Annotated in this window: 10 protein-coding genes; 3 read left to right on the forward strand and 7 right to left on the reverse strand. The window is 68.4% G+C overall.

The features are described 5' to 3' along the window. Positions 1 to 210: 210 nt before the first annotated feature. Positions 211 to 585 carry a hypothetical protein gene (locus ACZ4UU_RS13385; protein WP_468039448.1) on the reverse strand — a complete coding sequence of 125 codons (375 nt, stop codon included), beginning with the start codon at positions 583 to 585 and terminating at the stop codon, positions 211 to 213. Then, positions 572 to 7,426 (reverse strand): polymorphic toxin-type HINT domain-containing protein, encoded by a 6,855-nt coding sequence (locus ACZ4UU_RS13390; RefSeq protein ID WP_468039450.1) that lies wholly within the window; start codon positions 7,424 to 7,426, stop codon positions 572 to 574. Before ACZ4UU_RS13390 ends, ACZ4UU_RS13385 begins: the two co-directional genes overlap by 14 nt. Positions 7,427 to 7,812: 386 nt before the next feature. Here ACZ4UU_RS13390 and ACZ4UU_RS13395 point away from each other — a divergent pair, with 386 nt between their 5' ends. Continuing rightward, positions 7,813 to 8,877 (forward strand): phage baseplate protein, encoded by a 1,065-nt coding sequence (locus ACZ4UU_RS13395; protein WP_468039452.1) that lies wholly within the window; start codon positions 7,813 to 7,815, stop codon positions 8,875 to 8,877. A gap of 79 nt (positions 8,878 to 8,956) precedes the next feature. On the opposite strand, the gene galE is transcribed toward ACZ4UU_RS13395, so the two are convergent. Then, positions 8,957 to 9,928 (reverse strand): UDP-glucose 4-epimerase GalE, encoded by a 972-nt coding sequence (gene galE, locus ACZ4UU_RS13400; protein WP_468040187.1) that lies wholly within the window; start codon positions 9,926 to 9,928, stop codon positions 8,957 to 8,959. Positions 9,929 to 10,254: 326 nt separating this feature from the next. Between galE and ACZ4UU_RS13405 the strand changes: the two genes are divergently transcribed. Further along, complete coding sequence (locus ACZ4UU_RS13405; RefSeq protein WP_468039454.1) at positions 10,255 to 12,486, forward strand: bifunctional glycosyltransferase/CDP-glycerol:glycerophosphate glycerophosphotransferase; 2,232 nt, start codon at positions 10,255 to 10,257, stop codon at positions 12,484 to 12,486. 23 nt (positions 12,487 to 12,509) lie between these two features. Then, positions 12,510 to 16,109 (forward strand): bifunctional glycosyltransferase/CDP-glycerol:glycerophosphate glycerophosphotransferase, encoded by a 3,600-nt coding sequence (locus ACZ4UU_RS13410; RefSeq protein ID WP_468039456.1) that lies wholly within the window; start codon positions 12,510 to 12,512, stop codon positions 16,107 to 16,109. A gap of 97 nt (positions 16,110 to 16,206) precedes the next feature. Here ACZ4UU_RS13410 and ACZ4UU_RS13415 read toward each other — a convergent pair whose 3' ends face one another. The 4 genes from ACZ4UU_RS13415 to ACZ4UU_RS13430 all read right to left on the reverse strand — a co-directional run bounded on the left by ACZ4UU_RS13415 (position 16,207) and on the right by ACZ4UU_RS13430 (position 23,107). Beyond that, entirely contained in the window at positions 16,207 to 18,234 is a 2,028-nt protein-coding gene (locus ACZ4UU_RS13415) for a glycosyltransferase family 4 protein (protein ID WP_468039458.1), read from the reverse strand. A 501-nt stretch (positions 18,235 to 18,735) separates the two neighbouring features. Continuing rightward, positions 18,736 to 19,227: a hypothetical protein gene (locus tag ACZ4UU_RS13420; RefSeq protein ID WP_468039460.1), complete on the reverse strand. Its 492-nt coding sequence runs from the start codon at positions 19,225 to 19,227 to the stop codon at positions 18,736 to 18,738. Between the two features lie 40 nt (positions 19,228 to 19,267). After that, complete coding sequence (locus tag ACZ4UU_RS13425; protein WP_468039462.1) at positions 19,268 to 19,645, reverse strand: hypothetical protein; 378 nt, start codon at positions 19,643 to 19,645, stop codon at positions 19,268 to 19,270. 105 nt (positions 19,646 to 19,750) lie between these two features. Continuing rightward, positions 19,751 to 23,107, reverse strand: a complete 3,357-nt coding sequence (locus tag ACZ4UU_RS13430) for an ALF repeat-containing protein (RefSeq protein WP_468039464.1) — start codon at positions 23,105 to 23,107, stop codon at positions 19,751 to 19,753. Positions 23,108 to 23,203 lie beyond the last annotated feature (96 nt).

Genomic DNA, 23,203 nt, shown 5'->3' on the forward strand with positions numbered 1-23,203 from the left:
GACCTCGACCGCCTCGACGACTGGCTCGAACGCGTCGACACCGTCGAGCGGGCGGAGGAGTTGTTCGGCGAGGAGTGAGGGGGCAGGCGGGGCCTGCGTCTCTGACTGGAAGATGTCCAGAAGCCCCGCTGAGAGTCGCTCAGCGGGGCTTCTGGAGCAGTGACTCACGGTACTGCCGACTTCCGTATGCCCTGCTTGTCAGGTGACGGGCTACGGGGCTCCTATTCGCAGAAATTCACCATAGATTCGATGCAGTAGAACCGCGTACCGATAATGACTGTCGATGACTTCTCGCTCTTCCGTGGTCGCGCCTTCGCCGAATCGTTCCAGGCGAGAGACGATCCCTTCGAGCAAACCCATGACGTCCCCCCGGGCGGGCTTGAATATCCCCTCGTCGACAAAAAGGATCACCTGGGTCACATGTTCGTCAGCGAGAGCTAGGTCGCCATGAATGAGTGCCAGGTTCTCGCCCGCGCGCAACAGATTCTGGCTGCGGCGTAGATCGGGGAACGGCAAGCGCCGCCAGAGAGCGTAGTCCTCCATGAAATCCGACAACGACTCGTCCCTCTCATCAGTCGGCGCCATACCAGAAGGTCACGGCCTTGCCGTCGGGGCCGACGATCCCGCCCTTACCCGTCTGGGGGTCCACGTATTTTATCCCGCGCGACCCGTCCGCCAGCGTCTCCAAGCTGGCGTTGAGCCCTCTCTTTCCTCCTGGCTGGGCAATGCTCGCCGCCCAGCCCTGCGCATCCTGGAGGTACTGCTCACGCGTGAAACCGCGCGCCTTTGCATGCTTGTCCCAGTGGTATTCGAACTGATCCTGAGAGGATCTGTCGCTGGGGTTGTAGAAGACGCTGTCGATTTTCTCGGTGCACAATCCTGCGTTGTGCACCAGTACGGGCACTGTACCGGCGAGCACATAGTACGTGTGCAGGCTCTCGACCGTGAGGTTGTACGTACGGACGTGGTCGGTGTACGCGCGGTTCGCCGTGACCCTTACCTCTGAGCCGTCGGACGTGCGCAAGGTCATGCCCGGCTTGAGGTTGCCGGCCTGGATCCAGTCGTGTGCGGACGGGGACCAGAAGGGGTGTTCGCGGGTGGCGGTGAGGTGTTCGGTGCCGTCGGGGGTGGCGATGGAGAGCTCGTTGAACTCCTTGTCACTGTCCGTGACGATGAGCTTGGTGACCTTTCGCGCGGACGTTTCGCCCGTGCGCGGGTCGGTGGCCAGGACCTTGTCACCGACCTTGATGTCCTCAATGTCCTTGGTCTTGCCGTCGGCCATGAGGACGTCGGTGCCGGCGAGGAAGCAGTTGCAGCTCTTGCCCAGCTTCTTGAGCCACCCCTTGATGGCCTCCGTGCCCTTCTTGATCACCGAGTCGGGAACAAGCTTCAGGGCCTTGCCGAGGGGGAGGTCCGTCCCCGCCATGACGCAGCTCTCGGCCCCAGAACCGGTAAAGCAGTCCTTCCAGTTCTTCGGGTCGGGCAGGAAGGTCTTGGCCAGGAACTTGAAGACCGTCTCCGCCGACCTGTCGGGAGGCTCGAACCTGGTCACCTTGCCGAGCGGCGGCAGGTCGCTGCCCCACCTGCTGACGTTGTTGAGGGAGCCGTTCGAGTTGTAGAAGTAGTGGGAGTACTCGTAGTGCTGCGACCACGTGCCGTCACCGTTCGGGGTCATCCAGTCCCGATAGGTGTTGCCATTCCCGTCGGAGCAGCCGTACTCGCACAGGGTGATCGGCCTGAGGCCGTCCGGGTCGCCGTAGACGATCGGGTTGTTGACCGAGTACGAGTACGCGTTGAGGTTCTGCGGCGCGTACGGCGTGATCAGCGGGTCCGGGCTGAGGAAGCGGCCGAGGTTCGCGTCGTACATGCGGGCGCCCAGGATGGACAGGCCCGCCGTGTCGTCCTCCGGCTGGCCGAGGAAGCCCCGGTCGGTGCCGGCGGGCAGTGCCGTGCTGCCACGCTGGGCGCCGAAGGGCAGGTAGCGGCGGCGGGACGGGGTGCCCGTGGCGGTGTCGATGGTCAACTGGGTCGACGCCTGGTCGTCGGACGTGACCCAGCTGAGCTTGCTGGTGGTCGCGTCCACCGCCGTGCGCGACGCGACGACCGCGGTGCCGGCGCTGTAGGAGCGGGTCGCCTTCGGAGTGACGCCCGGGGCCTTGTGGATCTCCTGGCCCGGGAGGTACAGCACGTTCTCGTTCGGTGAGCTGCGCAGCAGGACCGTGCCGGCGGCGTCGTAGACATAGCCGGTGGTGGTGGCGCCGTTGGTCGCGGTGACCTGGTGGAGGGGGTTCCAGACCAGGTTGGTGGTCGCCGCGCCGACGGTGCGGGTCCGCAGCTGGCCGGCGTCGTCGTAGGTGTAGCTGTCCGTGCCGGTGGGGGTCTTCACCGAGGAGACGGCGTGCGGGCGGGGGGCGCCTGCGGTGTACGCCGACTGGTCGGCGGAGTAGCCGGGGTAGACGTAGTCGCGGACGCTGCTGCCGGTGGCCGTGGTGCTGGTGACCTTCTGCAGGTTGCCGATGCCGTCGTAGGTGTAGTCGAGCTGGTAGGGGTCCTGGCCGGTGGCCAGGTCGGGGGCGAAGGGGCCGGCGCAGCCGGTCGTCGCCGCCGAGGTCCAGGACCGGGTGAGGCGGTTCAGCTCGTCGTAGGTGTAGCACTGGTGCTGGCCGGTGAGCCGGTCGGTCAGGTCGGTGGTCTGGCCGGCGTTGTCGCGGACGTAGGTGTCGTTCTGGACGGTGCCCTTGGTGCTGGTGGTCGTGGTGATGTTCGACAGCCAGCCGGTGCCGTTGGTGTCGTCGTAGGTGTACGACCGACGGGCGGTGGTGCCGGTCGTGGCCGTGGTGCCGTACGTGCGGTCGGCCAGACGGCCCACTTTGTCGAAGCCGGTGGCGTCGATGTACACCGCGTTGCCGAGGTCGCTGGTGACCCGTTCCAGGTTGCCGAGGGTGTCGTACGTCGTGGTGACGGTCTCCTGCGGCAGGTCGCCGACGGCCGGGTACGTCACGCCGGTCTGCTGGCCGGCGATGTTGTAGGCGTAGGCCGTCGTGTAGGTGCCCTGGAGGCCGCTGCCGTCCGTGGGGATCGTCGCCCGCGTCCCGGTGACGTTGCCGTCGACGTCGTAGGCGGTGACAGCGGTGGTGTACGCGTAGCCGCCGGAGTACGACGTCGAGGTGGCGGGCAGACCGATGCCGCCTGTCGCCGTGTCGTAGCTGTTGCGGGTCAGCACCGTCGACCCGTTCGCCACGGTCAGTGGCCGGTTCAGGGCGTCGTACGTGTACGTCAGGACGGTGCCGTTGCCATCCTTGGACGTCTCGATGTTGCCGTTGGCGTCGTAGGTGGTGAGGCCGACACCGTTCGGGTCGCTGTCGGGGTCCTTGCCGCCGGTGCGCTCACCGAGCCAGTTGTAGGCGTAGGTGCTGACGTTGCCCTTCGCGTCCGTGATCTTCGCGAGCTTGCCGCTGCGGTTGTGCTCGTAGTACGTCGAGTACGTGGACGGGCCGAACTCGACGATCCGGGTGATCTGGCCGAACACGTCGAAGTACGTGTTCGTCCGCTCCCCGACCGCCGGCACCGTGGTCGTGTAGTCGCCGTGGTAGTTGGTGACCGTGCGGCCCTGGCTCTGGGCTGTGCCGTTCACCAGGATGCGGGACTCGGTGGGGCGGCCGGCGAAGTCGATGAGCAGGTCGGTGTAGGAGGGCAGCGCGGCGACGGTCGGCAGGACCATGTCGCCGGTGCCGCCGGCCGTGCCGGAGTTGTAGAACGGGGCGCTGGTGCCGGTGACGTTGCCGGAGGTGTCGTAGCGGGTGGAGACCACGGTGCGGCCGGTGCCGGTCGGTGCCGGGGCCTGGGTCTCACGTGTGCGGCCGAGGCCGTCGAAGTACTCGTAGGTGGAGGTCTTCTTCCCGCTGCCGTCCAGCAGGGTCGTCGTGGTGATCTTCGGTGGCACGGTGGAGACCAGGCTCGGCACGCCCGCGCTGTTGGCCGTGGCGACGATCTCGTAGTCGTACTGGAGGGACGGCAGTCCGTCCGGGTAGGCGGCGATGCGCGACGGCTTGAACACCTTCGAGACGCGGCCGACCGCGTCGTGCACGATGCGGGTGGTCTGGCCGTTGGCGTCCAGGATCCGGTACGGGGTTCCCCACAGGCGGGAGTACCACGTGGTGGAGGACTGCGGTCCGGCCCCGGACGTGGTGCCGTCGGGGTCGGGGGTGGTGACCTTCACGCCGTTGATCGGCCAGGACGTCGCCGGGGAGTACGTGGTCGTGGTGGTCTTCTGCTTGCCGTCGGTGGCACTGGTCTGGCGGCCGGCCTGGTCGTACGCCGCGGTCGCGCTGCGGTAGTGGGTCGCGTCGGTGTACGCGCGCACCTCGGTGGCGTTGCCGTCGGCCGGCTTGTTGGCCGTGACGGAGGTGGCGCCGTCGTACAGAGTGACCGTGTAGGCGTCCTGGTTGGCCGACGAGCGGGCCGCGCAGTCGGCCGCGTAGTGGCGGGTCTCGTCGGGCAGGACCATCCAGCGCTGGACCTGGGAGTCGGGGAAGTAGTCGGTGTTGTAGGCGCGGCCGTAGGTGGTGCAGCGGTTGTCGTCGGTGTCGGACAGGCCCCAGTCGTTGGTGCGCAGGGGCAGGCCGTACTTGGTGCTGGCCGGCTCGGCGGTGTCGTACTCGTCCTTGACGATGTGCTCACGCCAGCCGCTGGAGGTCAGCTCGTGCGTGGTCGTCTTGGACTCGCGGACGAAGCGGGCGTCGGGCAGGCCCTCGTAAGTAGCGGTGGTGTGGACCCAGTACTCGTGCCAGACGCGCTTGTGGGACTGGCCGGAGCCGTCGCGGTTACTGGTCTCCAGCGTCCTGCCCCGCAGCCAGGCGGAGTCGGTGACGGCCGGGTTGCCGCTGTCACCGTCATCGACGGTGACGCTCCGCTTGGCGGTGGGGTCGGTCTTGGAGGTGCGGTCGCCGTCCATGCCGCGGTACAGCCAGTAGTAGGTGGAGGCCGCGTTCGACTTGGTGCCGGTGTGGACCTCGACCTGCTGGTAGCCGCGCCATTCGGTCCAGGACTCGTTCTCGTCCTTGGTCAGCGGGTCGTTGGGGAACGCCCAGGCCGGCTTTCCTACGTAGTCGTACGTCGTGGTCATCACGGGGTCGCCGTCGTTGCCGGAGCCCGCGCCGGGGCCCGGGTCGACGCTGACCTTCGACACGACGTACTTCTTGAACCAGCCCGTCTGCTCCTCGGTGGAGCCCTCCGGCACCCAGCGCTGCTTGAAGCAGGCCTGGGTGTTGTTGGACTCCGTCGGCGGGTTGTTGATGTCGCAGGCGTCCTGGTCGTCGTAGTTGCGGTAGGTGACGTTGACGAACGAGCCGAGGTCGCCGTGGATCTGAGTGACGCGGCGGAAGTTGAGGACGCCGCCGCCGAGCTGGTTGTCCCGCCAGTCACCGTTGATGTTGATGGTGGGCAGGGTGATGTCGTCGCCGTCGCCGTAGCCCCTGCGCTGGACGTAGTCGAGCCAGAGGTTGGCGTCGACCACTCCGTCGGGGTTGGGCAGCCCGTACTTCATCTGGTACTGCATCGCCGGATCCCACGCCGAGCTGTCGTTGTCCCGGACGAAGGTCTTGATGTCCCACAGCATCTGCTTGGCGAAGAAGGTGGGCGAGTAGGTCTCACCGGTGATGGTGCGGCAGCCGTTGTCGGCGTTCGTGCCGTCGCAGATCAGGTCCGTGGGAACGTCCGGGTAGGAGTCCGGGTCGGAGGAGATGGCCGGACAGGCCGCCGGCTCACTGGCCAGCGGATCCGTGTCCGACATGCGCTCCACACAACGGCCCACGTACCGCAGGTCCACCTTCGCCGGCAGCTGAGCGCCGGGGATCTGGGAGGCCCAGCCATACTCGATCTTGACCGGGTAGGCGGCGGCGTCGTAGGGACGGGCCTGGTCGGTCAGCAGCACCGAGCGGTAGTGGTTCTGCTCCTTCTCGTAGAAGTAGGCGCTCTCCACCTCGCGGGGGTCGACGACGCGGTCCAGCTGCCAGCGATAGGCCTGCGTCGTGACGCCGATGCCGCCGTTGTAGCCGGGCTCGCCGGGGTCGTTGCCGAAGACGGGCACCGTCAGCACCGAGTTGGTGGCGCCGCTGGTGCGCTCGGAGCGGCCCCAGCCGAAGTAGTAGCGCATGCCGTCCTGGGCGGAGATCACCCAGTACTCGTCGTCCGAGCCATGACCGCCCGTCAGGTGCTGGACGCGCCAGCCCGGGTCCGCCTGGACGTGGTAGGAGCCGGTGCCGGTGCCGTCCTGGACGAGGGCGGAGGTCATGCCGTTGAAGCTGATGACATACATCGCGCCGTCGGGCTCGGCGGTGGAGTTCGGCGAGTCCCAGCACAGGTCGCCGACCCAGCCGGTGCCTGTGCCGTCGTCCTGACAGCCGCGATAGCGGCGCTCGATGAAGCCGATGCCACCCAGCTCCCAGCCCAGCCCGGCCCAGTTGGCCTGGGTGTTCTGGGACGACGTCATGGCGTCGACGGACTGCGAGTTGTACGACAACGAGAGGGAGGGCGCGTTGCCCGTGGGCGGCTTGGGAGCCTGGATCGGGAGGTCGTAGGTGAAGGCACCCGAGCCGGTGGAGACGTTCCACGAACCGGACGGCTTCAGCGACGAGGCCCGGTAGTCACCCGCGTCCGACGACGAACCCGACGCCACCGCGTACACCGTCCCCGAGTCAGCGGCAGCGGTGCTGAAGGACTGCGTCGACTGGAACTTCGACAGCGCCGAGCTGTTCGACTCGATCAGCGAGACACCGGCGTCCGGGTCACCGTCCGCCTGCACCGTTGCCGTGATCGTGTCACTGTCCGTGTCGTTCGTGATCGGCACGGACTTGGCGTCGTCCGGCGAGCAGCCCTTGGCCTTCGGCGTGGTCAGCGCGCAGGCCGGCAGGGCGACCAGGCGCAGCCGGGAGGCGAAGTTGCCGCCGTAGGCGTACTTGAAGTCGGAGTAGTCGATCGACAGGCGCACCGGGCCTGAGACTCCGGTGCCGTCGCGCCGGGTGACCTGCACACCGACACCGATCCCCGCGGCCTTCGCCAGTTGGGCGTGGTCGAGGACCTTGACATCGACGTCCTGCGGGGCGGGGGTGCGCAGCGCCGACTGGGACCGGGCCATGGCTGACACCGGGGCCGGGCCCACCCGGACGGTGGCCTCACCACCGGCGGACGGCGCCACCGGGGCCGACTTGCCCGCCGCCAGGCCGGACAGAGAGATCCGCGCCTGGGCGGCCTTGGGCCACTTCGGGCGGACGGGCTTGGTCCGCGTCGGCTCTGCCGCCTCGTCCTTCGGTACGGCACCGGCCTCCCCGGCCGGAACGTTCACAGGCGGCTTCGGCTTCGTGCCGGCCGAGGACGCCGCGGCTGTGGCCTCCGGCGTCGGTACGGCGGCCAGAAGTGAGGCCGCCATGGCTATGGCCAACGCCCAAGGCGTCGCTTTCCCCCGTGTGCGCGTGCTTCGCACGGACCATCCCCAACCAGACGAAGCCGGGACCCGGTCCCGGCATGACAGCAGAGCGAACGGGCCGTGACTTCGCGGTGCCGACGAGGAGACGGCTGCTCAGGGGCCAGATCAGATCCGCACGTTAAGCGATCACAACAAGGCGTGACAGTCCCGCAAAACGGAACGATCAACCGCAATCACCCTTCACACCCTCTTTACATATGTGACGTCGACCACAATTAAGCCGGATCGGGAACCGTTCGCCGGTCTGAGCAGATGAAGGCTGGTGCGCGAAGAGGGCAGAGTGATTCAATCCTGCGTCACATCACCGCAGCGGGAGGATCCCGAGTCAGATGAACGGCGAGACGTCCGGCCCCAGCAGACGCCAGATACTCCGACGGACCGGCGGGCTGGCGGTCGCCGCCCTCACCGGGTCCCTGGTCCTCACCCAGGCCGGCACCGCGTCCGCAGCCGTACCCGGCTCCCAGCGGTTCGACCTCACCGACGGCTCGGACAAATGGCTTCGCGAAATTCTGCTGAGCGAGACGCGGATCCTGCAGTCCTTCGCCTTCGACAACACCAACAAGCACCTCTACACGGCACAGTTGGTGCAGGCCGGGCGCATTCTCCCCGGGGAGACCCGGACCTACACCGGCACCGAACGCTCCACCAACGGCGACCTGTGCATCACCCGGCTCGACTGGCAGGGCTACATCATCGGGCGGATGTATCTGAAGGGATTCGGTCACGGCGTCTCCATCGGTGTCGAGCCCTCCGGCAACAGCGCCTATGTGTGGACCGAGACCGACTCCGTGCCCGACAGCCAGAACAACGGCTACGGCACCAAGGTCGCGCGCTTCAAGTTCGCCAACGGGGCCGTGTTGCAGCCCGACTCGTCCCAGGTCACGCGGTTCGATCCGGTGCCGGGCTCGGACCACAACACCGTCGCCATCGACCCGGTCAACAACCGCCTCGTGCACCGGCACCGGATCAACGGCGCCTGGAAGTTCAGCCTTTACGACCTGGCCACCTTCAGGGCCGGCACGTTCACCCCGCTGGCGACCATCGCCCAGCCGGACGTCCTGACCGGCAAGACCTTCCAGGGGTACACCAGCCTGGGGCAGTACCTGTATCTCCTCGACGGCACCGCGTACACCTACGACGCCGGCGGCAACCAGACCAGCGAGAGCAACACCTACCTGACCTCCGTCGACTGGAACACCGGCATCGTCTACGAACGACGCTGGAGCAACGCCGCCAACAGCCTCTTCTACCGGGAGCCGGAAGGCCTGGCCGTCCAGATCCCCGACATGGCCAACACCGCCGCCGCCCGCCTCCACATCGGCTTCGGCTCCGAGGAATCTCTCACCCAGACCGACAAGAAGGCCACCTTCTACTACAAGGACCTTCTCGTCTGAGCCCCGCTATGTCAGAGCCCGCCCGGACGACCGGGCGGGCTCTGACACTCTGCCGGGCGGAACTCCCCGCCGCGTCACGTCACGCGCGGCGGTGCCGCCACCCCTGCCAGGCCGACTCGATCATCTCGTCCACGCCGTGGCGGGCCGACCACCCGAGTTCGTCGTGGATGCGGTCCGCCGAGGCCACGACGCGCGCCGGGTCGCCTGCGCGACGGGCGGTCACGTCGGGGGTCAGGTCCTCCCGGCCGGTGACCTTGAGGATGCGGTCGACCATCTCCCGCACCGAACTGCCCTCACCGCGGCCGATGTTCAGTGTCAGGGCGGTGCCTGCCGCGGCCTCCTCCAGACGCCGTGCCGCCGCGAGGTGGGCGGACGCGATGTCCTGCACATGGATGTAGTCGCGGACACATGTGCCGTCGGACGTCGGGTAGTCGTCGCCGAAGATCCGCGGCGACTCCCCCGCCTCCAGGCGCTCGAACACCATCGGGATGAGGTTGAAGACTCCGGTGTCGGACAGCTCCGGCGAAGCCGCTCCCGCCACATTGAAGTAGCGCAGGGAGGCGCCCCGGATGCCGTACGCGGCGGCCGCCGCCTTGATCAGCCACTCGCCGATGAGCTTCGTCTCCCCGTACGGGCTGAGGGGAACGCACGGAGTCTCCTCCGTGACGAGGTCCACATCGGGCATGCCGTAGACGGCCGCGGAGGAGGAGAACACGATCTTGTCCACGCCGGCCGCGGACATGGCCTCAAGGAGCGTCTGCAGGCCGGTGACGTTTTCCCGGTAGTAGTGAAGCGGCCGTTCGACGGACTCCCCGACCTGCTTCTTCGCTGCGATGTGCACCACACCTGTCACGGCATGGTCACGAATTGCCTGCTCCAGCAGGTCGCGGTCCGCGACGCTGCCGACCACGAGGGGGACCCCCTCCGGAACCCGGTCCGCGCTGCCGGTGGACAGGTCGTCGTACACCACGACGGACTCGCCGCCGTCGCGCATGGCGCGCACCACATGTGCGCCGATGTACCCCGCCCCACCGGTGACCAGCCAGCTCATCCTCATGCCTCCAAGATGTAGTCCGTGCGTGCAGACTCTTCTGTGGAGCCGGGAAAATCGAGTCGGACAGATGAGCCATAAGGGACATAAAGGGGAGATCCACTATGGCCGCGGAGATCCTCCCGCCTTCACCGGGGGAACAAGAACCTTGTGAAATCGGATGATTCCGGCATTGGCCTGGCCTCGGCCGTCCCGCTACCGTGCCCACGGAAACTTCGCGTGAATCCTTTACGCTAATGCGGCCAGACCCTGCGGACCCACCGACGTCCACAGCGGTCCCACTCCAGCCCGTGCGCACGTGGTCAGTTCTCGGAACAGGTTGAAGGATGCCCAAAATCTCGCTCGTCGTCCCTGTGTACAAGGTGCAGGGCTATCTGCCCGAGTGCCTTGACTCCATACTCGGGCAGGACTACACGGACTTCGAGGTCATCGCCGTCGACGACTGCTCGCCGGACGGCTCGGGCGCCATTCTCGACCGATACGCGGAGAGAGACGCGCGCATTCATGTGATTCACCTCACTGAAAACGTCGGTCTGGGGCGGGCGCGCAACGCGGGACTGGAGAAAGCCCAGGGTGATTACGTCCTGTTCCTGGACAGTGACGACACGTTGTCCGACGGAGCGCTGGCGGCGATAGCCGACCGCCTCGCGGCGACCGGGGACCCGGACATACTCATCTACGACTACGTGCGCACCTACTGGGACGGCAAGGTCAACCCCAATCAGCGAGCGGACCTGCTCAGGGACGAGGGTCCGGACGTCTTCCGCCTCGCCGACCGCCCGCAGCTGCTCGACCTGCTCCAGATCGTCTGGAACAAGGCCTACCGGCGCGACTTCATCACCCGCGTCGGCCTCACCTTCCCACCGGGGTACTACGAGGACGCTCCCTGGACGTTCTGCTCGCTGATCAGCGCCGAGCGAATAACCGTCCTGGACCGCGTCTGCGTGCTCTACCGGCAGCGCCGCGAAGGCGGCAACATCCTGAAGACCGTCAGCCGCAAGCATTTCGACGTCTTCGACCAGTACCGCCGCGTGTTCGACTTCATCGCGGCCCACGAGGAACTCGACCAGTGGCGGGCGCCGTTGTTCCGCAAGATGGTCGACCACTATCTGACCGTGCTGGAGCGTCCGGGCCGGCTGCCGCAGAACGCCCGGGCGGAGTTCTTCCACCGCGCGGCCGCCGACTACCGCGCACGCCTGCCCCGGGGATTCCAGCGCCCGGGCGGCGGCCGCGGCCACAAGTACACGATGCTGGAACGCGACGCGTACGCCGCCATGGCGAGCACCACCGCGGCGGTGAAGTTCCGGCACAAGGTGAGGACCCGGACCCGCAAGGCGGTCAACCTGTCCAAGCGCAGCGCCATGGGCGTCTTCTACCAGTCCCAGCTGCGACTGCCTCTCGACGAGAACCTCGCGCTGTTCTCCGCCTACTGGAGCCGCAGCGTCTCGTGCAACCCCGCCGCCATCGACGCCGAACTCGCCCGTCGCGCCCCGCACATCCGCCGGGTGTGGGCCATCCGGCCGGACGCGGTGGACCAGGTGCCCAAGGGCGTCGAGTACGTCCGCGTCGGCTCCCGGGAGTACTGGACGGCCTTGGCACGGGCCAAGTACCTCGTCAACAACGTGAACTTCGCGGACGCCGTGGTCAAGCGGGAGGGGCAGGTCTATCTGCAGACCCACCACGGCACTCCGCTGAAGACGATGGGCCTGGACCAGCAGAAGTACCCGGCGTCCACCGACATGGACTTCAACAAGCTCCTTGAGCGCTCTGACCGCTGGGACTTCAGCCTCAGCTCCAACAGCTTCTCGACGGCCGTGTGGGAGCGGGTGTACCCGTGCTCCTACGTCTCCCTGGAGACCGGCTACCCGCGCAACGACGCGCTGGTGAACTCCACCGCCGCGGACGTCCGGCGGGCACGCACCCAGCTGGGGCTCGCCGACGGCACCAAGGCGTTCCTGTACATGCCCACCCATCGCGAGTACCAGCCGGGCTTCGACCCGGGCCTCGATCTCGCCCGGCTCGCCGACGAACTGGGCCCCGACGTGACGCTGCTGGTGCGGGGCCACTACTTCTACGGCAGCTCCCCGCACGTGGCCGAACTGCGGCGCAGCGGTCGGATCGCCGACGTCTCGGCGCACCCCCGGGTGGAGGAGCTCTACCTGGCCGCGGACGCGCTCATCACGGACTACTCGTCGGCGATGTTCGACTACGCCGTCCTCGACCGGCCGATCATCATCTACGCGCCGGACTGGGACATCTACTCCGCGGTCCGCGGCACCTACTTCAACCTGCTGGAGGAGCCGCCCGGTGTGGTGGCCACCTCGCAGGCCGAGCTGATCCGGCTGCTCGGCTCGGACGAGCACGGCGGGCCCGAGGCGGCGGAGCGACGTGCCGCGTTCCGGCGCCGCTTCTGCGAGTTCGACGACGGGCGTGCAGCCGAAAGGGTGGTGCGGCGCGTCTTCCTCGGTGAGGAGACTCCGCTGCCGTTCGTCCCGTTCCCCGAGCGTTCCCACGCACCGACCCCCGACCAGGCGCTCGAACTGGTCGAGCGGGCCTGACCCGAAAGGAAGAACACCAAGCCATGGCCCCTCGGCTCAGTGTCATCGTCCCCATCTACAACGTGGAGATGTATCTCCCCGCCTGTCTGGACTCGTTGGCCGCGCAGACCTTCCGCGACCTGGAGGTTCTGATGGTGGACGACGGTTCGCCGGACGACTCCGCCGCGATCGCCGCGCGGTACGCGGCCAGCGACCCCCGCTTCAAGCTCATCCGCAAGGAGAACGCCGGCCTCGGCGCGGCGCGCAACACGGGCCTGACGCACCTGGCGCCCGAGGCCGAGTACGTCGCCTTCGTGGACAGCGACGACATGATCCCGCCGGACGCGTACCGGCTCATGGTGGAGAGCCTGGAGGAGAGCGGCTCGGATTTCGTCACGGGCAACGTCCAGCACATCAACAGCACCAAGATCTGGCAGTCCCCGATGCACCGGATCCTCGCGGGCGGCGCGGTCAAGCGCACCCACGTCTCGCGGAACCGGAAGCTGCTGACGGACCGAATAGCCTGCAACAAGGTCTTCCGCCGCTCGTTCTGGGAGAAGCACGAGCTCGCCTTCCCCGAGGGAGTGCTGTACGAGGACGTCCCGGTGATGCTGCCGGCGCAGTTCCTCGCCGAGGCCGTCGACATCATCAGCGAGCCCACGTACTACTGGCGGCTGCGCGAGGGCGAGGCCGCTCCCTCGATCACCCAGCGCCGGACCGAGCCGAAGGCCGTGCGCGACCGCGCGGCGGCCGTGGAGTCCGTCAGCCGGTTCTTCGCCTCCCAGCCCGGAGAGCTGGCCGCCGAACTCAAGCGGGAGTACGACCACTCCGCGCTCACCGGCGACCTGCGGATCTTCATCAACGTCCTGCCCGAGGGCGACGAGGATTTCCGTGCCGAGTTCCTGCGGGTGATCAACAAGTACCTGGACCAGGTCGACCCGCAGATCGTCATGGCGCTTCCCGCCGCCGCCCGCATCAAGTGGCTCCTCGTCCGCAAGCACGCGGTGGACGAGATCGTGGAGATGATCAGGACCGAGCGCCGCGGCGACCGGGTGGAGATCGACGGGCTGATCCGCAAGTACATCCGCTACCCCGGCCTGGAGTCGGCCGTCGCTCAGCTGCCGAAGAAGGCCCGCCGTGTCGATCCCGACCTCAAACTGCACGCCCCGCTGCAGGACATCCGGTGGGACGAAAACGGCAAGCTGCTGCTTTCCGGGCATGCATGGATCAACCAGATCGACGAGTCGACCAAGCGCAGCGCGGTCAAGGTGCTTGTCCTGAAGAAGGACGGTTCGCGCAGGGTCAACGCGCTGCCCCTGCGTAACACCTACGCTCCCGAAGCCACATCCCTGTTCGGGAAGCGGCACACCAACTACGACTGGTCCGGCTGGGAGCTCGCTCTCGATCCCGCGAAGCTGCGCCGGAGGGGCCGCTGGGAGGAGGGCACCTGGCGGGTGGGCATCGGCATCACCACCTCCGGACTGGTACGCAAGCGCGCGGTCCAGGTGAAGGGGCCGACGCGGGCCAACCACCCGCCTTACCGATGGCTGGACGAGGACTTCCGGCTGCTGCCCACCCCGGAGAAGGGCGCGCTGCGGCTCGTCATCGAGCGGGTGCGCGCCCTGGTCACGGACCACCGCGCGGTCGGCACGGACATCGAGATCGACGGTGAGATCCGGGTGCCGCTGGTCGCGGGCGAGACCGTCTCGCTGCGGGTCACCAACCGCAAGAGCGGCGAGCAATTGCACTACCCGGTCAGCCTCGGCAGCGGTTCCGGCACGCACACGGCGTTCACCGTCCGCGTGCCCATGCTGGACATCGCCCTGCTGCGTGAGCACCAGGACGTCGTCAAGGAGGAGAACGCCGCCGGAGGCGCCGACCCCGTGCTGACCTCGCGCCGCAACTGGAGCACGCAGCTCGTCGCGGTGGCCCCGGACGGGACGGAGCGCCGTCTGTCCACCGTGGTGCGCGAGGGGCTCGCCGACCGACAGGTGCGGCTGCCCGCGTCCCTCGCCGAAGGCTCCGATCGCAACGAGATCGCGCTGATCGCGGGAAACAACGGCTATCTGAAGTTCTCCGGCCGGCCGCTGCAGGCCAGGATCACCGAGGTGGTGTGGTCCGGGGACCGCTACGTCGTCCGGGGCAGCACCCCCGCCGACATCGACGACGCGGTCTTCGTGGTCAAGGCCCGTGACCGCTTCGACGAGAAGACGGTGGAGCTGCGCACCTCGCCGGACGGCTCGTTCCAGGCCGAGTTCACCCCCGCGTCCATGTCCGGGCCCGACGGGACGCTGCCGCTGAAGAGCGGACGCTGGAACTTCTTCCTGCGCCCCGCGGACGGCGGCTACGACATCCCGTTCGTCGTCGACCGGCTGGCCGTCGACAGCTTCCCTGTGCTCGGTTCCGCCAAGGACCGGGAGTACGAGTTCGAGGCCCGCTGGCACGACTTCCCGCAGCTGCACTGCCCGTCCGACCTGTCCATCCTGGAGCGGGGCGCCTACCGCCAGGAACGGCTGCGCAAGGACGTCTACGAAGCGGGCAGGCACAAGCCCCTCCGGGACGCCGTCCTTTTCATCAGCTACAACGGCAAGCAGTACTCGGACTCACCGCGCGCCATGCACGAGGAACTGCTGCGCCGGGGAGCCGACCTGGAGTACCTGTGGCTGGTCCGCGACGGCCAGGTCAACCTGCCCGACACAGTGCAGAAGGTGCGGTTCTGGAGCACGGAGTGGTACGAGGCCCTGGCCCGCTGCCGCTACATCGTGACCAATGCCCACCTGCCCCACTGGATGGAGCGGCGCCCCGGCCAGGTGATCGTGCAGAACTGGCACGGCACCATGCTGAAGAAGATCGGCCTGGACATCGAAGCGCCGAAGTTCGACCCGCAGTACCACGAGCGGCTCATCCAGGAAGCCCGCAACTGGACCATGCTGGTCTCCTCCAACCGGTTCAGCACGCCGATCCTGAAGCGTGCCATGGCGTACGACGGGGAGATCGTCGAGACGGGCTACCCGCGCAACGACTACCTCTACTCCCCCGAGCTCGATCAGCGCGCCAAGGAGATCAAGGAGCGCCTCGGCGTGCCCGCCGACAAGCGCGTCGTGCTGTACGCACCGACGTGGCGGGACGACCTGTCGCATCGGCGCGGCCAGTTCAAGTTCGATCTGCGCCTCGACGTCGAGGACGCTCGCGATCGACTCGGTGCCGACCACGTCCTGCTGGTCCGCCGGCATTCCAACGTGGTGGACAGCATCCCCGGCGCGGGCAACGGCTTCGTCTACGACGTGTCGGAGTACCCCGACATCGCGGACCTGTACATCATCGCGGACGTGATGGTCACGGACTACTCCTCGGTGATGTTCGACTACGCGCATCTGAAGCGGCCCATGCTGTTCTTCACGTACGACCTGGAGCACTACCGGGACAAGCTGCGCGGTTTCTACTTCGACTTCGAGAACGACGCGCCGGGCCCGCTGATCCGGACGTCGGAGGAGTTGGTCAGCGCCCTGTGCGACATCGACAAGGTGTCCGCCTCGTACGCGGAGCGCTACCAGCGCTTCCACGAGTTGTTCTGCGACCTCGACGACGGCAACGCCGCGGCCCGGGTCGTGGACCGGATGCTGGAGCAGGCCCGCGAGGTCTGAGCCCGACCGGCGGAGCCGAGAACAGGGGTGGGGCCCCGGAGGACGTTTCCTCCGGGGCCCCACCCCTGTGGTGTCACAGGGGGCCTCCAGGCCGACGTCAGCGGGTGACCGTCTTGAAGGCCAGTTGCGCGGCCGTCGTGTAGTACGGCCGGATCTCCACCTTGGTGGACGCGGCGGGGCTCTGCGCACCACGGTCGGTCCGCAGGAAGCGCCCACCGAGCCGGGGCGCCGGGCTCACCACGGCGGGCCCGCGACGCTCGCGTACGGGACGCGGATAGCGGAACACCTTGTGCGGCTCCAGGACGTCGGTGACGAGCTTGCCGATCCGCGCCTGGCTCCCTCCTGTCGGCCGCACCCAGAGGTCCCAGACCTCCTCCTCGTCATCGTGTTCGGCGACGAGGGCCTCCAGCGGTATCTCGCAGCGGAAGAGTGGCCCTTCCGCCCACACCACGGGGAAGGACAGCACCCGCCCTCCGTCACTGCGGTGAACCGCCGTGACGACGTCGTTCACGGTGACGGCCCCGCCGCCCCAGAACTCGCCCTCCACGAGGACGTCGTGCTCACGTGTCTCCAGCAGACGGACCTCGGCGTGCGCCGCCCGCACCCGGCTGCGCACTCGGAGCCGGCCGTCCCCCTCCGTGTACGGCAGCAGCACTTCCATGGCTCCCGAACCCGCTTCCCAGCCGGGCGCGACGAGGTTCCCCGCGTCGCAGTGCTCGGCCTGCAACTGCCTCTCATGTCCTGCCGCGGAGGCGACGACGAGTTCCCAGGTGCCCTCTGCGAGCGTGCGGCGACGCGGGACGATCGCAGTGCCTCCGTCGAACGGGAGCGTGACGGGCTTCTCCTTGCCGCGCACATCACGGCAGAGCAGGGACAGCTGGTCCGGGACGCCCCCGTCCGCGCCGTCCCGCGGGCGGAGGCTCACCTGCATGTCGCCGGAGGTGAGGACGGTGCAGTCGGCCGTGCCGGGCAGCTCCCGCACGGCGGCGGCCTCGGCCAGGATCGCCTCGAACCGATCGGCGCTCGGGCCCGGACCGAACCTCTCCGAGGTCAGCCTCGCCTGCCGGCCCATCCGCACACGCCGGTCGTCGTCCTCGATCAGCTCGATGATCGAAGCCGCCATGGCCTCGGTGTCTCCGAAAGGCACGAGGAGACCGTCCGTCCCATGGGTGAGGATGTTGCGCGGCCCGTGGTCGCAGTCCATGCTGACCACCGGCAGACCCCGGGTCATCGCCTCCACCGTCACGTTTCCGAACGGCTCGCGCAGCGACGGCAGGACGAAGATCGACCCCTTGGCGAACTCGGCGGTCACCGGAAACGCCGGGCCCATCAGGTGGACGTGGTTGTAGAGATCCTTCTCCTGTATCCCGCGCCGCATGGCCGCCTCCTCGGGGCCGCTGCCGTAGATCCGCAACTGCCAGTCGGGGTGGCGTGCCACGACGGTCGCGAAGGCGTCGATCAGACCGTGGAAGTTCTTGTGCGGCTTGAAGACACCCGCGGTCACGACCACCTTGTTCCTGCCGTCGGACCGCCGGCCGCCGGGGTCCGGGATGCAGTTCGGCATGACGTGGATCCGGTCGCGGACGTCCGGGACCAGGCCGCCGAGCCTGTCCCGCTCCTCGGGCGAGAGCACGGTGATCGCGTCGAGCCTCCGGTAGGACTCCTTGAACAGCGCCTGCCGCAGCGGAGCCTCGTAGATACCGGGCATCGAGTGCTCCTGGGCGACCTTCAGATATCCGCCTGTCGCCATGGCCAGCAGCGTGGTGATGCGCGGATTGGAACTGACCACCACGTCGGCGTCCGTATCGGCGAGATAGGCGAAGAGCCTCTTCTCGGCGAGCCGGCTGACCACAGGCTTCTTCTCGCCCTCCGGGTACGGGTAACGCACCGGGAACTCATGCGCCAGCGGATCGTCGCCGTCGTACACCGGCGAGTGCGCCCGCAGGTCGGTGAGCGCCCGGAGGCTCACCCTGCTGTCGAGCGCGAAGTGCGACCTGTCGCGGACCTTGCGCAGGGCCACGATCTCCACATCATGCCTGTCGGCGAGCGCACCCGCGAGATTCTGAGTGGCACTCACAACTCCCCCCATGTGGCACAGATCACGGACCAGGAATGCGATTCTCATGTGTGGAGCTCCCCCGGGCGGCGCGTTCCCGCGGCCGCCCCGTCGATGGCATTGCATGTTTTTTGATCTGCATCGACAAAGAAAGGTTGCCCGAAGCCCGCGTATCGTTCGGGCAACGTTCATGAGGCGTCCGGGAACGCGCAATACCCGGCGTGTGCCCGATGGTTTTCTGCTGGGACCCGCACCGACGACACGGGCGCCAACCACGGCGCGAGAAGGGCGGCCGGGTGCCGCAGGGCCTGACGGCCAGTCACCGCACCTGTGGAATGGCCGTTGCACCACATCGTGGCACCACCCGAGACGACGGCCGCAGGTACCCGTCGAGGCGAGCGGCGATCGCGCGTCAGGCGAGGGCGCATCCGACCTGGTAGCGGCCGCCGGCCAAGCGGACGAAGGACGATCCCGTCGCGCGCGACTCGGTGACGACCACGTCCTGCTGGCCCGCCCGCACTCCACCATGGTGGGCGGCGTCCCCGTACAGACATCCTGTGTCGCGTTGCCTCACAGGCTCAGCACGTCAGCGCCCCACCCCGCCGCCATCGCGCACGTCACCGGAGCCACCAGCAGCGCCACGCCCAGCATCAGCGGGAACCTACCCCGCCCCCGCACCACCTGACGCGCCGCGAACGCCTTCTCCACCGCCGCCGATGTCCCCTTCGTCGACAGCGGCGTAACCACAGCCGGTACCACCAACGCCACTTCACGCCACCGCAGTCGTGCCTCGCCCTGCGCGGGAAGCGTCCATGACGACACCCACCCACGGAAGGGCACGAGCGCCACTGCAACACCCCACAGGAAACCGGTGCTTGCGGCGAAGGTGACCGACCACGGCACCTGTGCGACGTATCGCAGACTCAACGCCAGCAAGACGATCGCCGGAAGGGGCGTCGCCGCCATCCACCGCTCGTGCGTCACCGGAAGCCACCGCAGCAGCATGCAGGTGACCACCAGTTCGGTGAGCAGCACCGTGAAGACCCACAGGGGGAGAACCACCGCCAACTCCTTGTCAGACAGTGCGGTGAGCGTCAGTCCCTCACAGGATGAACGCCACCAGGACCAAGGTGGCCAGAAAGGTGAGGAGGAAGATCGTGTTCTGCTTGCGGGTGACCTCCTCCGTGGGCTTGCCCGCCCGCTGCAGTGCGAGCTGACGGCTGATGTACCCGGCGAAGACCAGCCGCAGGATCAGCATGATGATCATGGCTGCCGTGTACAGCACCAGCGGGGTCCGTCCCTCGTACCCACGCGCCGCCGATCCCAGGGCGATGGAGACGGCGACGGCGAGCGGAACCGACAGCGCGATCAGCTTGTCCCTCTTCTTGATGGCCATGGACTGCGCCGCGGCTCCCAGGGCGAGGCCCGACACGAGGGCGGGTATCCACCACTGGTCGGCGGACAGCGTCGATGTCAGCATGCACATTCCTCCCCTTGGATCCCCGCCGAAGGCGCGGCCCAGGCCGCCGTGCCTGGTGGGCCGGGACGGGGGCGAAACCGTCACGGCCCACCGGCATGGGATTCCTTACCAGTCCAGCCAGCCGATCACTGTGGTCGTGACGTTACCGGCGATCTCGGACACCTTGGCCCCGACGTACTTGGTCACACCGGTCTTCTCGAACAGCTTGCCCTTGCCGAAGAAGATACCGCCGATCAGAGTGATGCCGAGCGCCTCCTGGAATTCGGCGCTGCCCCAGCCGTAGCCGAACCCCTTGAAAACGGTACTCACACCCTGCAGGCCCAGGGACACGAGACCGACTACTCCCGCGGCAGCCCAAGCCGGCGGGAAGAAGATGCCGACGACACCGAGGCCCACCGAGATGCCGCCGGCAACGGTGCTCCAGTGCCCGGTGGCGTCCGCCCAGTCCTTGGGGTCGGACATGTCCTCCGGCCACATACCGAACCACTTGGTGTCGCCGTCCGTGTCCTCGTTCTGCTTGACGGGGGTCGTTCCGGAGTCCTGGTGCTTTCTCGCCGCTTCAGCTGCGGCCTTCGCGGCGGCTGCGGCCTCGGCCCGACGTTTCGCAGCCTCGATACTGCGAGCCTGGCTGGCGGCGGTGGCGGCTGCCGCCGCGTCCTTGCCGGCCTGGATCTCCGCGGCACGCGCCCGGGAGGCGGATGCCTGGGCACTCGACGCTGACGCCACCGCCTGCCTCGCGGACGCCACCGCCTGCTTCATCGCGTAGGTGGCACCAGCGGCGGCGCCGCGTGCGACGGTCGCCGCGCTCTTCGCGTCCTTCGCCGACTGGGCCGCGGACGCCGCCGACTTGTCCGCGGCGTCCGCGTTGACCTTGGCCTCGGCTGCCGCGTCGGAGGCGTCCTTGGCGTAGCCGTTCGCCTTCGTCGCCCAATCGGCCGCCTCAGCCGCTGCCTGGCGTGCCTCGGCCGCCGCCTTGGACGCCAACGCGGCGTCGTACAGCGCCTTCGCCGCGATCTTCGAGGCATGGGCGATGGAGGCGCGGATGGCGGCGATGTGGGTGACGTGGTCGTGGTCCAGACGGGCGATGTTGTACTTGCCGTGGCTGACGAAACTCCGCCGCATGCGGGCGGAGCCTTCCAGGACGATCTGCGCCGCTGACCGCATGTAGGGGCCGCCGGAGTCGAGGAGGCGGAAGATCTCGACCTGGTCGTCCTCCTTGACGGCGTCGATGAGTTCGACCGTGAGGAAGCGGTGCAGGGCCTGGGCGGTTCCAGCACTGAGGGCGGCCTGGGCCTTCTCCTTGACCGCGCTGCCCGGGTTCTCGCCCAGCATCCGGAAGATGATGACGCGGTTCTCGGTGGCAGCCGCCTCGATGACACCGTGGTCGAGGAAGTTGCGCGCGGCGTCGGGGTCCTCGCTGGCCAGTGCCTGGTGGGCGGCCTCGGCGACATCAGCCTTGGCGGTCTTGGCGATGGTCAGGACGCTTTCGCGGTCGTCCTGCCGCTGCGCGAGCAGTCGGTCGGTGTCGATCCAGTTGACCATGTCGTCGTCGGCGCCGGAGAGGGCGTACTCAGCGGCTTCGCGGGTCCACGAGCCGGTCGAGGCGAGGAGCTTGACGGCGGCCTTCCGGCCGGTCGCGACCGCCGTGGCGGTGTCTCCGGCCTGAAGCGCCGTCTGGGCGGCGGCGAGGAGGTCCTTGATCTCGGTGGAGGTCCTGTCCGCCTCCGTGCGCTCCCTGTTGGCCCGGTTGACGTCGTCGAGCTCCGCCTGCGCCCTGAGGCGAGCCTCCTCGACCCCGATCTCCGTGTCCTCGGCGATGCGTGCGGTCTCCGCGTCGCGGGCCGCCTGGTCCACCTCCTGGGCCTCCTTGACCGCGTTGGCCGCCGTGGTGGCGGCCTGCACGGCCGCCTCGGCGTAGGCGGTCGACCGCTTCGCGTACTCGATCGCCTTGCCCGCGTTGTCCGCTGCCTCGTCCGCCGCGTCCGCGGCCTTCCGCGCGTGAGCCGCGGCGCTCCGTGCGGCGTCGCGTGCCACGCGCGCCGCCGCAGCGGCCCGGGTGGCCAGGCTCTGAGCGGTGTTCGCGGCCCGAGTGGCCTGCGCGGCCGCGGCGTTGGCCTCGGCTGCCGCCTGCCGTGCCTTGGCCGCCTGGGACTGGGCGGCGCCTGCGGACGCGGCGGCGTCGGCGGCGGCGTTGGCGGCCGCGGCGGCGTTCTGGGCCGCGTTCTTGGCGGCCGATCCGGCGGCTGCGGCCTGGCTGGTCGCGATGGCCGCCTGGTCGGCCGCGGCCGCCGCGGTCTCAGCCCGTGCGGCGGCGTCCCGGGCGCCCTGGGCGGCCGCGCGGGCGGCAGATGCCTTGGAGGCGTCCTTGGAGGCGGCGATGGCGGCGTTGTAGGCGCGGGAGGCGGCGTTCCCGGCCGACGCGGCGGCGGCAGCGGCAGCCTGCGCGGCGCGTGTGGCGCGGCTGGACGCCTCCTGAGCAGTGCGGGAGGCGGCAATCGCGGTGGTGGCGGCTCTGGCGGCTCCGCGCGCGGCACTCGCCGCGTTGTTCGCCGCCCTGGCCGATTTACGCACGTCCTCCTGGGCCGCCCTGGCCTCCTCGGCAGCCTTCAAAGCGGCGGCCTTGGCCCGCTCGGCGGCCTCCTTCGCGCGGTCGGAGGCGGCGACGGCCTGCTCCGTCTTCAGCTGCGCCCGCTTGCCTTCCCGCTCCACGATCTCGACCAACTGCTCGACCGTCGCGGACTCTTCGTCGCGGGCGCGGGCGATGTACTGACCGGAGACGAGGAACTGGTGGATCGCCTCGGGGGAGCCGTCGCTCAGGGCACGTTCCGCGTACAGCTTCACCTGCGGGGACCCAGTGTTGAGGATGCTGAAGACCTCGACCTGCTCGTCCTCTTGCTGAGCTGTGTACTGGGTCGTCTCCAGGAACGTCCGCAGAGCGGCCTCGGTCCCTGCCTCGAGCGCCTTGGTCGCCTCGCGCTCGACCGCGACGCCGCCGTTGTTCAGGACGGTGAATACGGCCGCCCGCAGATCTGTCTCGACGGGTTGCAGGTAGCCGTCCTTCAGGAAGGCGGCGATTGCGTCATCCCCCGCGGACAACGCCGTTTCGGCCGCTTCGCGGGCGGACGAGCCCGCGTAGGTGAGGGTGCTGATGACAGCGAAGCGGTTGTCCTCCGCCGACGCGGCCGGCAATTCCTCGGACAGAAAGGCGGATACCGCGGCCGACGAGCCGGCGAGAGCGATGGCGGCGGCCTCGCGGACCGCCTCACCGCCCGTCTTGAACGCCCATACGGCCCTTCCTCTGTCGGTTTCCGGAAGGCCGGTGTCCGTAGTGTCCGTATCAGCGGCATGAGCGGGTGTGGCGGTCAGGGTGAGTATCGAGGGCAGGGCGGGCACGGCGGCCGCTCCGGCGACGGTCGTGAGAATCCGGCGTCTGCTCCACAGTGACGCTGACAAGGTAAGCATCCTTCCCGTAGCGGGATATGACGATGCGGACATGGACGCGACGCCCCAACTCCACCCGGTTGCATAAGGGTTGGGGCATCGCATCGATCCAGCGAT

It is taken from the genome of Streptomyces sp. NPDC028907 (assembly GCF_055564995.1).

What these genes read in the sequence shown, in the direction of transcription:
- ACZ4UU_RS13405 (WP_468039454.1), top strand. Translation starts at nt 10,255, where the DNA reads ATGCCCAAAATCTCGCTCGTCGTCCCTGTGTACAAGGTGCAGGGCTAT.
- ACZ4UU_RS13390 (WP_468039450.1), bottom strand. Translation starts at nt 7,426, where the DNA reads ATGGCGGCCTCACTTCTGGCCGCCGTACCGACGCCGGAGGCCACAGCC.
- ACZ4UU_RS13410 (WP_468039456.1), top strand. Translation starts at nt 12,510, where the DNA reads ATGGCCCCTCGGCTCAGTGTCATCGTCCCCATCTACAACGTGGAGATG.
- ACZ4UU_RS13425 (WP_468039462.1), bottom strand. Translation starts at nt 19,645, where the DNA reads ATGCTGACATCGACGCTGTCCGCCGACCAGTGGTGGATACCCGCCCTC.
- ACZ4UU_RS13415 (WP_468039458.1), bottom strand. Translation starts at nt 18,234, where the DNA reads ATGAGAATCGCATTCCTGGTCCGTGATCTGTGCCACATGGGGGGAGTT.
- galE (WP_468040187.1), bottom strand. Translation starts at nt 9,928, where the DNA reads ATGAGCTGGCTGGTCACCGGTGGGGCGGGGTACATCGGCGCACATGTG.
- ACZ4UU_RS13430 (WP_468039464.1), bottom strand. Translation starts at nt 23,107, where the DNA reads ATGCTTACCTTGTCAGCGTCACTGTGGAGCAGACGCCGGATTCTCACG.
- ACZ4UU_RS13385 (WP_468039448.1), bottom strand. Translation starts at nt 585, where the DNA reads ATGGCGCCGACTGATGAGAGGGACGAGTCGTTGTCGGATTTCATGGAG.
- ACZ4UU_RS13395 (WP_468039452.1), top strand. Translation starts at nt 7,813, where the DNA reads ATGAACGGCGAGACGTCCGGCCCCAGCAGACGCCAGATACTCCGACGG.